Annotated in this window: 9 protein-coding genes and 1 pseudogene; 4 read left to right on the top strand and 6 right to left on the bottom strand. The window is 41.1% G+C overall.

Annotated features, from left to right (window positions below; all coding sequences use genetic code 11):
- Positions 1 to 248: 248 nt before the first annotated feature.
- The 3 genes and pseudogenes from FTV04_RS05310 to FTV04_RS05300 all read right to left on the bottom strand — a co-directional run.
- A pseudogene (locus FTV04_RS05310) lies at positions 249 to 623 on the bottom strand (AbiH family protein); the annotation flags it as partial.
- A gap of 92 nt (positions 624 to 715) precedes the next feature.
- The gene (locus FTV04_RS05305) at positions 716 to 1,087 is read right to left on the bottom strand and encodes a hypothetical protein (protein ID WP_180088969.1); all 372 of its coding nucleotides are present in this window, start codon (positions 1,085 to 1,087) and stop codon (positions 716 to 718) included.
- Positions 1,088 to 1,276: 189 nt separating this feature from the next.
- Positions 1,277 to 2,686, bottom strand: coding sequence for an FAD-binding oxidoreductase (locus FTV04_RS05300; RefSeq protein WP_078189543.1), 1,410 nt, complete (start codon positions 2,684 to 2,686; stop codon positions 1,277 to 1,279).
- Positions 2,687 to 3,058: 372 nt separating this feature from the next.
- Here FTV04_RS05300 and serA point away from each other — a divergent pair, with 372 nt between their 5' ends.
- The 3 genes from serA (at position 3,059) to FTV04_RS05285 (ending at position 6,377) form a co-directional block, all read left to right on the top strand.
- Positions 3,059 to 4,291: a phosphoglycerate dehydrogenase gene (gene serA / locus FTV04_RS05295; protein WP_078192852.1), complete on the top strand. Its 1,233-nt coding sequence runs from the start codon at positions 3,059 to 3,061 to the stop codon at positions 4,289 to 4,291.
- 117 nt (positions 4,292 to 4,408) lie between these two features.
- Positions 4,409 to 5,278: an EamA family transporter gene (locus FTV04_RS05290; RefSeq protein ID WP_180088968.1), complete on the top strand. Its 870-nt coding sequence runs from the start codon at positions 4,409 to 4,411 to the stop codon at positions 5,276 to 5,278.
- Positions 5,279 to 5,498: 220 nt separating this feature from the next.
- The gene (locus tag FTV04_RS05285) at positions 5,499 to 6,377 is read left to right on the top strand and encodes a DMT family transporter (protein ID WP_180059152.1); all 879 of its coding nucleotides are present in this window, start codon (positions 5,499 to 5,501) and stop codon (positions 6,375 to 6,377) included.
- An 84-nt stretch (positions 6,378 to 6,461) separates the two neighbouring features.
- On the opposite strand, the gene FTV04_RS05280 is transcribed toward FTV04_RS05285, so the two are convergent.
- The 3 genes from FTV04_RS05280 to truB form a co-directional block, all read right to left on the bottom strand.
- Entirely contained in the window at positions 6,462 to 6,923 is a 462-nt protein-coding gene (locus FTV04_RS05280) for a hemerythrin domain-containing protein (RefSeq protein ID WP_078192502.1), read from the bottom strand.
- Between the two features lie 135 nt (positions 6,924 to 7,058).
- On the bottom strand, positions 7,059 to 7,832 hold the full coding sequence (locus FTV04_RS05275; RefSeq protein WP_180088967.1) for a TSUP family transporter: 774 nt from the start codon (positions 7,830 to 7,832) through the stop codon (positions 7,059 to 7,061).
- Positions 7,833 to 7,858: 26 nt separating this feature from the next.
- Positions 7,859 to 8,767, bottom strand: a complete 909-nt coding sequence (truB, locus tag FTV04_RS05270) for a tRNA pseudouridine(55) synthase TruB (RefSeq protein ID WP_180088966.1) — start codon at positions 8,765 to 8,767, stop codon at positions 7,859 to 7,861.
- Positions 8,768 to 8,920: 153 nt separating this feature from the next.
- Between truB and FTV04_RS05265 the strand changes: the two genes are divergently transcribed.
- Complete coding sequence (locus FTV04_RS05265) at positions 8,921 to 9,949, top strand: lipase secretion chaperone (RefSeq protein ID WP_180088965.1); 1,029 nt, start codon at positions 8,921 to 8,923, stop codon at positions 9,947 to 9,949.
- Positions 9,950 to 9,987 lie beyond the last annotated feature (38 nt).

The raw sequence follows: 9,987 nt of genomic DNA, 5'->3' as shown, positions 1-9,987 counted from the left end.
AGTAACTTGGACCAGTGTTGATCATTTAGCATTGTTCGAGGCATAGCGAGTGTAAAATTGGGTTTGGCGATTTAATTTTACTATCTCGCTATTTTTTTAATCAACAAATGTCAACAGACCCTAATAAGTTTTAATAAAAACAGCTGTTCACATTCAAGCCGTGAAATATAATAGTTTCCAAGAATTTGCTGCCTATCTATTTCTAACAAATGAATAGCAGCATCACATACTCCTGATGTATTAAAATTTTCTTCAATTTTTTTAAAAAATTTGCATAAACTTTTTAAAGCATCTTCAATTTTTAATTCAAAATCAATCCAAGTTTTCACTTCTCTTACATGATCCGAAAAATACTGATACCACACATTACCCTTTAGTTTCTCTTTTAACCTTTTAATTTCATTGACCGATATTTTTATTTCATCAGTTTTATACATTGCCTTTGTATATCCAAAGAAATAATCTTCTTTTTCATACAATGATCCAAAAAGATCATCAAAGCCCATATCATCTTTGGCTTCGTCCCAATTTTCTATGACATCCATTGCCACCATAAAATGGTCATACTTCGTCGGCAAATAATGTGATAAATCAAAACCGTTTCCGACAATTAAAATATTCATTGTTCTTATTTATCCCAATAAAAAAGCGCATCAATCGATACGCTTTTTATGAGGCACACATGCCTAAATTTCAACCATAAATTAAAGATTTATTAAGGACACTTCGCCGATTGGAAAGTCTTGGTATTTTTACCACGTTGGCACTGATATTCCTTCTGCGTATTTACACGCTGCCAGTCACCATCCACCAATCTAAAACTATAAATGGTACGAACCGATTTCACCGAATCATCCATCAAACCCGTTTCCGTCACTTTCACCTGCCCCGCATTTGGCGACTCGACACGGTTAAAATACTGACGAATTTCCACAGTCGACAGCTCTTTACGTAAATCAGGACGTTCTTTTAATACCTGATCGAGTGGCGTAGCAGAAGAACCGACTTTAGACACAATTTTCTGCGTTGTCGCACAACCCGCCAACATCCCCACACACAATGTAGACACAGCAATTAAACGATACATAGAAGCAACTCAAATTTATTATTCAGACCTATCATGCCGAACATTTGTCCAAAACACTATTTAAGCAATGTAAAAGAAGTACTCCATTCCAAAAATCAATGTGTGGTCTCTCATCCATGCGTGGCTAAAAAGTCGTGCTATAGCCATAAAAAACGCATCCGAAGATGCGTTCTAGTACGTCTTTAAATATTAAAGATCGAACAATTTACCTGGGTTCATAATTGCATTTGGATCGAATACTTTTTTCAATGCTTTCATATATTCGATTTCTTCTGCTGAACGTGTGTAATCGAGGTAAGGTTTTTTGGTCATACCCACGCCATGTTCTGCAGAAATTGAACCGTCATATTTTTTCACAGTTTCAAATACGTATTTGTTCACCACTTGGCATTTTGCAAAGAATTCATCTTTACTTAAATCCGCAGGTTTCAAAATATTTAAGTGCAAGTTACCGTCACCAATATGACCGAACCAGCAAATTTCAAAGTCTGGGTAGTTCGCTTCCACAATTGCATCAATTTCTTTAATAAATGCAGGCACATGTGTAATCAGAACTGAGATGTCATTTTTGTATGGTGTGAACGGTGCGATTGACTCTGAAATGTCTTCGCGTAAACGCCATAAGCTATGTACTTGGTCTAAGCTTTGGCTCATCACGCCATCCAGTACCCAACCTTGTTCCATGCAATGTTCAAAGATTTCCATTGCCGCATCCATGATCGGTTCAAATGGTGCTTCAAACTCAAGTAATACATAGAACGGACATGGTGTTTCAAACGGACGTTGTACATGACCATTGTCCAATACTTTTTGCATCGCAAGTTCACCAAAGAACTCAAATGCAGTCAGGTCGATTTTCTTTTGGAAGGCATGTAGAACAGGCATAATCGCATCAAAATCAGGCACACCGAGAACCAATACTTGTAAGTCATGGGGTTGGCGTTCAAGTTTGATTTCAGCTTCCGTCACGAGGCCTAAAGTACCTTCACCACCAATAAATAAGTGCTGAAGTGCATAACCCGTCGCGTTTTTGATCATGCCTTTATTCAAGCGCAGGATGTCACCTTTACCAGTAACCACAGTCATGCCCAACACCCAGTTACGAGTCATGCCGTATTTAATCACTTTAATACCGCCGGCATTGGTACCGATGTTACCGCCAATTTGTGATGAACCTGAAGATGCAAAATCAACTGGGTAGTACATGCCTTGTTCTTCAGCATAGTTCTGAAGTTGTTCAGTCACTACACCTGCTTGTACGCGAACCATACGGTCAGCTGGGAAGAATTCCAAGATTTGGTTCATCTTGTCCATGCTCACCACGATTTCACCGTTAGCAGCCACAGCACCTGCTGATAAACCTGTACGACCGCCACTTGGGGTAATCGCGACATTAAATTGGTTTGCCAGCTTAACAATTTGTTGAACTTGCTCTGTGCTTGAAGGGAAAACGACGACCGAAGGATTTGGATCGAAGTGCTTAGTATGGTCACGACCCCAATTTTGGAGACTATCCGCATCTGTTTTAATACGGCTTTCGCCAACAATAGCGGTCAATTGGGTCAATAACTCTGGGGTTAAAGCGACTGGAGCATTCATCGTTTTCAGACCTTGCAAGAAGTAAACAAGTTTTTTTAAAGGTCCAGACTTCATTCAGTCAAAACTGCGGTAACGCATATTTCAAGGGAAAAAGCCTGAAACAGAGCGCATCAAAATGTCAGGGACTTGGTCATGATGATTTTGAGCGGCACCATTATAAGCTATAACTGGGCTTTTTTTGACAAAACCCAAAGAAAAACGTGATTTCAAAATGTCACGAGGAATATGACCAAGTTAATTAGACCAAATCTAAAAAAATTGACTCATCATTCGCCAAAATAGCCATGACGTCGGTCATAAAGGAAATGTATATCAGGCGACTTCCTATGCTATTATATGCGCACTAAATTTGGCCTTTGTAGCGGAGCCGTAATGAGCCAACATCTTTCTTTACCTAAAGATAAAATTCGTTTCTTGTTGTTAGAAGGCGTTCACCAAAACGCAATCGACACTCTAAATGCTGCTGGATACACCAACATTGACTACCGTAAAACTGCGCTTGAGGGTGAAGCGTTGAAAGAAGCGGTTAAAGATGCTCACTTCATTGGTATTCGTTCACGTACTCAATTAACTGAAGAAGTTTTTGAAGCGGCGAACAAACTGATTGCTGTGGGTTGTTTCTGTATCGGTACAAACCAAGTGAACTTAAATGCTGCAATGATTCGCGGTATTCCAGTATTTAACGCACCATACTCAAATACGCGTTCAGTTGCTGAACTAGTACTTGCTGAAGCGATTCTATTACTTCGTGGTGTTCCTGCAAAATCTGCTTCAACTCACCGTGGTGGTTGGAACAAGTCTGCAGTCGGTTCATTTGAAACTCGTGGTAAAACTTTAGGTATTGTTGGTTACGGTTCGATTGGCTCGCAACTTTCTGTACTTGCTGAAAGTTTAGGTATGCACGTAATTTATTACGATGCCGTAACTAAACTTCCAATGGGTAATGCACGTCAAGTCGGTTCTATGGGTGAACTTCTTGCCAATGCAGACGTGGTTTCTTTACACGTTCCTGACGTTCCATCTACACGTAACTTCTTCGGCAAAGACCAATTTGCTCAAATGAAAGAAGGCGCAATCTTCCTCAATGCTGCACGTGGTACATGTGTCATCATTGAAGATCTTGCTGATGCAATCAAATCTGGTCATATTGCTGGTGCTGCTGTAGACGTATTCCCTAAAGAACCGAAAGCAAACGGTGAAGAATTCGTTTCTCCACTTCGTGGCTTAGACAACGTGATTTTGACTCCTCACGTGGGTGGTTCAACAATGGAAGCGCAAGCGAACATCGGTCTAGAAGTGGCTGAAAAATTCGTTGCTTACTCTGATAAAGGTATGACTTTATCTGCAGTGAACTTCCCAGAAATCGCGTTACCGTTGACTGAAGGCAAACACCGTTTACTTCATATCCACAAAAACGTGCCAGGCGTTCTTTCAAAAATCAACAACTTGTTTGCTGAACACGGTATCAACATCTCTGGTCAGTCATTAATGACAAAAGGCGATGTGGGCTATCTTGTGATGGACGTTGATGCAACTGCTTCTAAAGAAGCATTGGATACACTTCACGAAGTTGAAGGTACCATCCGCGTTCGCGTATTGTTCTAATCGCATTAGACTCTGAAGCCACAGCCTTCGGGCTGTGGTTTTTTTATTGTAGTAGACTTTTAAAATCTGGCTTTTGCCAATCTCCCGCTATTCGAGTCATCGAAACAAATTTAGTCTATGCCAAATTTTAAAATTACCCCTGCCCTACAAGCACCACTGATCTTGCTTATTGCAATGATCAGTATGCAAAGCAGTGGTTCTTTCGCCAAGTACCTGTTTGGTCAGTTTCCCATCCTGACCGTGTCCGCGATGCGTTTACTGCTCGGTGCATTAATCTTGGCGATTATTTTTAAAGTTTGGCAGATCAATTTTAAACAAGTCAAATGGTCTGCAATTATCAGCTATGGCTGTGCCTTAGCAGGGATGAATGTATTATTTTACTTGTCGATTGATCGCCTGCCTCTCGGCATTGCCGTGTCTTTTGAATTTATTGGTCCGCTCAGTGTCGCACTATTTGCTGCACGCCGAAAATTTGATTTTATTTGGGTCGGACTGGCTATTTTAGGCCTTATCCTACTTTTTCCTTTTGACCAAGCTGCACAACGACTTGACCCCGTGGGCATTGCCCTCGCCCTCGGTGCAGGTGCGTGTTGGGCACTCTATATCGTGGCAGGTCAAAAACCATCAGGGGTCTCAGGCAATCATACCGTTTGCTTAGGCATGTTCGTCGGCATGTGTGTTCTGATGCCCATCGCAATCTTTGCAGGTATGCCGGCACAGGCGTTTGAGCCAAGTAGTCTGCTGTATTTTATTGCACTTGCGACCCTAGCCAGTGCTTTACCTTTTACTCTAGAAATGATTGCGCTCCGCAATTTAACGGCACTCAGTTTCGGAACGCTCATGAGCCTAGAACCTGCAATTGCAGCACTCTCTGGTTTTGTTTTCTTAAATGAACAATTGCTGTGGACCCAGTGGTTAGCCCTTGCTGTCATCATCTGTGCATCGATTGGGTGTACCTATACCACGCAAAAGGCCAAATCAATTTAAATTCAAACCGCCTTAATCTTTTGAAAATATCTCCATTTTTTATTTTGAATTTAAAAATGGTGGCGATTTAAAGACGATTTTTTATATTCAATTTTTTTAAATTCAAAACCTGCAAATTGCATTTCTGCCTCTGAAAAGTCATCAATAATTCAATATTAACCGCTATACTGAGCAGAATTAAAAATTGGGGTACTTTGTTCCCCCCACCACAGCGTGCCGCATGCCAAACTCACAATTATTAGCAGTCGTTTTCATGGTACTTTCCATGATTTCCTATCAGATCAGTGCATCATTCGCCAAACAATTATTTTTGGTGCTTGATCCACTCAGTGTGACCATTTTACGACTCTGTTTTGCTTCAATTATTATTTGTTTAATGTTTCGTTCATGGCACATTTTAAAACGACTGTCGTTTTTAAAATGGCGTGATCTGCTCTGCTATAGCGCAGCACTGTGCCTCATGAATGTCTTGTTCTATATGTCACTGGGCAAACTCCCTCAAGGCATTGCCGTAGGACTCGAGTTTATTGGGCCGCTAGGTTTGGCACTGCTGTCGATTAAAAATCGTAGTGACTATATTTGGGTCTTTTTAGCAATCTTAGGGATTGCGTTGATGGTGCCTTGGGGACAAGCTCAAAGCGGCAATTTCTCACTGATTGGTGCGGCTTGTGCATTGGCTGCCGGACTCTGTTGGGCCTTTTATATTTATTTCGGGCAAAAAGTGGTACACCAAAATATTGGCATGCATGCACTGACCATTGCCATTAGTTTATCGGCATTGACCTTATTACCTATCGGCCTTTATAACAATGCAGCAGCTTTAATGGACACACAATATTGGCCTAAAGCCTTGTTGATTGCCATTTTAGCCACAGCGATTCCTTACGCCCTAGACCTCAAAGCATTGAAGATTCTAAGTAAGCTGAGTTATGGCACATTGTCGAGTATCTCGCCTGCTTTGGCAGCCATTACGGGTATGGTGGTATTGGGGGAACGCATTAATATAGGGCAATGGCTTGCTTTGGTGTGTATTATGCTTGCCTCGGTCGGGGTGACAATGCGCTCCTCTCGCACTACAACGACTAGCAGATCAAACTAATTTTCATCTTTATCGCTGAAATAAAAAGACGGCCTCTGCCGTCTTTTTTTTGATTTTGCATTCGTCTTCAGGCTTCACTTGCGTTTAGCCCGTCAAACTGTCTTTATCTGCTTTCTTGTATTTCTTATATTCCGCCAAATATTGTTTGGCTAAACTTTCCTTTTGTTTTTCATCTAAGATTTTACCCGCTTGCTGAAAAAAGCCATGTTCTTCTTCCTGCAAATGATGATGTACCGTTTCAGATAACTTTTTCGCAATTGCCAACCAACCTGGATTACTAAATTCAGTTTCCGTCAGTTGCTCTAATAATTCATCCATCTCATGATGTTCCGCCAATGCATGACGGGTGATGTTTAGGCCTGAATCAGTCATCATTAACGGGATGTAAAAATAACGATCTTCGCCAACAGCATGAGCAAATAACTCATTTTTGAGCAGCTCAAATAAATCTCGACGCTCAGGTGTATCCCCTGATGTTTGAATGAGTTTTTCAGCAAGTTCTCGTTGCTTTTCATGACTTTGGCGTAAAGCTTCAAATATATTCATTGTAGTGATGACCTCTGATGCTTAGCTAATTGTGTATTATGAAATTTAATTATTATCCACAACTCAAACGAGTCGCTTATTTTCATACTAATCATTTCAGCGACAGAATTCAGCAACGCTCTGTTAAGATTTGTTTTAAGCTTGTCCCGTAAAGGTTTGATAACCCAACCGTACAATCAAAATACTCACCAAAATCAAAAATAGAATTCGAATAAAGCCACTACCGTATTTAATTGCCGCACGTACACCAACGATCGAGCCTAAAATATTTGCTACAGCCATCATTAAGCCTATAGCAAATAACACATGGCCTGTGGGCGCAAAAAAACTCAATGCAGCCAAATTGGTGGTTAAGTTGGCGACTTTTGACAAAGCAGAGGCATGTAAAAAGTCTGCTTGTAGATAACGAATAAAAAAGAAGATAAAGAAACTGCCCGTACCCGGCCCAAAGATACCGTCATAAAAGCCAATCACCAGACTACCAATAGCGGCAAGACCGAGGATTTTAGGAGTCAGTTCTTGGCGTACATGCACCTGACCAAATTGTTTTTTGGCAAAGGTATAAATCGCAATCACGATCAACATGACCAAAACGAAAGGACGTAAGACTTCTTTAGGAATCATCGATACACAAGCTGCTCCCACAAAGGAGGCAACAAATGCACAGCTTGCAATGACCGCAAGTAATTTCCAACGGAGTTTGACTTTGTGTAAAAAAGAATAGGACGCCGAAGCCGTACCAAAGATCGAAGACAACTTATTGGTGCCAAACACCGTCGCCGGAGATAAGTGCGGCATGGCATTCATAATGGCTGGAATTTGAATTAATCCTCCGCCCCCCACTGCTGCATCAATTGCACCAGCAAAAAATGCAAAAAATAGCAGGCTTAAGATGATTTCAATTTCCATAATTTGGCTTCAGTGGCTGTTGATGACTATTCAAGATTTAATACACGTTTTGGTACTAAGCGCTTACGATCGGTAATTTCCGCTAGACCTAAGCAACGTTCCCCATCAAATACCAAAACCTGCGCTTCCGCAGCATGCTCAATATTACTTTCCATGCCACGACTAAAATATTCAGCTCGACCTTCCGGCGCTTGCACTTTGCAGAAATGATCGACAGGTGAATACACCGGCAGCAATAATGCTTCACGCTCAGCTTCGGACAGACTCTCTAAATATTCAATGGTAAAGCTTGGGTTAAGATCAAAATGACCCGTTTGAATACGGTGTAGATAGGTTAAATGTCCAAAAGTACCCAATGCTTTGGCAATATCTTCGCCTAAAACACGAATATATGTGCCTTTGGAACAGGTGATGTCGAGTGTAATACTATTCTCATTAAATGATAATAACTCGATGGCATAAATCGAAATTGGACGTGCTTCACGCTCTATTTCTATGCCTTTACGCGCCAATTCGTACAGCGGGCGACCTTCTTTTTTCAGCGCAGAATACATCGGTGGAATTTGTTGGATATCTCCCACGAACTGTGCCAGTACCTGCTGAATAGATGCCTCGGTCAAAACGGGTACGGCTTGTTCCATCAGCACCTCACCTTCTACATCACCCGTCGTGGTGCTTTGTCCTAAAAAGACCGTGGTTTGATAACGCTTGGTCGAGTCGAGCAAGAAATGTGAAAACTTGGTCGCTTCACCCAAACAAATCGGCAATAAACCTGAAGCCAGCGGATCAAGCGCACCGGTATGTCCTGCTTTTTGTGCACGAAACAACCAACGCACCTTCTGTAAGGCTGCATTCGAGCTAATACCTAATGGCTTATTCAAAAGAAATACACCATGTACAGGACGACGTTGGATCTTAGGAGAGGCTTTTTTCATGTCAAAATTTGGCTAATACAGGAACAGCGCAATGGTAACAACCCACATCTAACGTTTACAACTCTTCTATGTTTTTATCTGCATTTTATGTCATATTGAGTTCGCATTTAGAACTCTAAAACAATTAAAAACGGAATAAAGGTGCATTGGGATATGCAAAAAAATAAACTTTGGCTCATCATAGCCTTGGTCGTTATCGCAGTTGCTGCATTTATATTTTGGCTGGCGCCAAAAGCATCACAAAATGATCCTTCAGATAAATCGATTCAACAACAAAATACGCCTTTAGCTCAGGGCGAAACCGCTACGGCTCAAGCATCAAGCGGTTCTTCGCTGCTCAGTCCAAGTCAACAAGACACGGAAGTTAACTGTCAAATCAGTATGGATGGTTCAAACCGTCTGATCGTGAACGAACAAACGCGGAATTGTTTTGAATATTTCATCACTCAATATGGTGAAAAGTCGATCGATCAAATCAAAAAGGATTTTAAAGCCTACATTGCACAAGGTCATAAAGAACCGGCGCTGTCCCAAATTTATGATTTGTGGGATCGTTATATGAAATATCGTGAGCAGTTAGGTCATTTACAGCCACCGAGTGACGACAAAGAATCACCTCAATATTATCGCTCGATCTATAGCAGCACCCAGAATTTAAGAAAACAGTTCTTTTCTGATTATGAAATTGAAGGTTTATTTGGCAAGGAAAATACCTATCACGAATACACGCTGAAACGTATGGAAGTGGTGAATGACAAAAAACTTTCTGAGTCGGAAAAAGCCAAAAAACTAAAAGCCCAGTTTGATGAACTCCCAGAAGACTGGAAAGAAAATCTGGAACAAATCAATAAACTTGAAGATTTACGCAAACTCACAGCGGACATTAAAGCCCGTGGTGGTTCAAGCGAAGAAATCCATCAAATGCGGTTAAATTTAGTTGGTCCAGAAGCCACTCAGCGCCTTGAAAATCTAGACAGCCAGCGCAGCTCTTGGAAATCTAGCGTAAATCAATACCTCACAGAGCGTGACAGCATTGTGAAAAGCAATATGAGTGACAGTGCGAAACAACAAGCAGTGCAGCAACTCCGTAATCAACATTTTAAATCGAAGGAAGATCAGCTCCGCGTCAGTACCTTTGAATCTGTGCATGATCAAGGTGGAAAATTACCTTTCGCAGAATAACTGCAAACAACAATTTAAAAACAACTTCAATTTCAGGA

Origin of the sequence: Acinetobacter sp. YH12219 (assembly GCF_013417875.1) — a bacterium.
Taxonomy (GTDB): domain Bacteria; phylum Pseudomonadota; class Gammaproteobacteria; order Pseudomonadales; family Moraxellaceae; genus Acinetobacter; species Acinetobacter amyesii.
The sequence above is the reverse complement of the archived record's forward strand: the minus strand, read 5'-3'. Positions and strand labels throughout refer to the sequence as shown.

What these genes read in the sequence shown, in the direction of transcription:
- FTV04_RS05285 (WP_180059152.1), top strand. Translation starts at nt 5,499, where the DNA reads ATGCCAAACTCACAATTATTAGCAGTCGTTTTCATGGTACTTTCCATG.
- FTV04_RS05275 (WP_180088967.1), bottom strand. Translation starts at nt 7,832, where the DNA reads ATGGAAATTGAAATCATCTTAAGCCTGCTATTTTTTGCATTTTTTGCT.
- truB (WP_180088966.1), bottom strand. Translation starts at nt 8,767, where the DNA reads ATGAAAAAAGCCTCTCCTAAGATCCAACGTCGTCCTGTACATGGTGTA.
- FTV04_RS05265 (WP_180088965.1), top strand. Translation starts at nt 8,921, where the DNA reads ATGCAAAAAAATAAACTTTGGCTCATCATAGCCTTGGTCGTTATCGCA.
- FTV04_RS05280 (WP_078192502.1), bottom strand. Translation starts at nt 6,923, where the DNA reads ATGAATATATTTGAAGCTTTACGCCAAAGTCATGAAAAGCAACGAGAA.
- FTV04_RS05300 (WP_078189543.1), bottom strand. Translation starts at nt 2,686, where the DNA reads ATGAATGCTCCAGTCGCTTTAACCCCAGAGTTATTGACCCAATTGACC.
- FTV04_RS05305 (WP_180088969.1), bottom strand. Translation starts at nt 1,087, where the DNA reads ATGTATCGTTTAATTGCTGTGTCTACATTGTGTGTGGGGATGTTGGCG.
- serA (WP_078192852.1), top strand. Translation starts at nt 3,059, where the DNA reads ATGAGCCAACATCTTTCTTTACCTAAAGATAAAATTCGTTTCTTGTTG.
- FTV04_RS05290 (WP_180088968.1), top strand. Translation starts at nt 4,409, where the DNA reads ATGCCAAATTTTAAAATTACCCCTGCCCTACAAGCACCACTGATCTTG.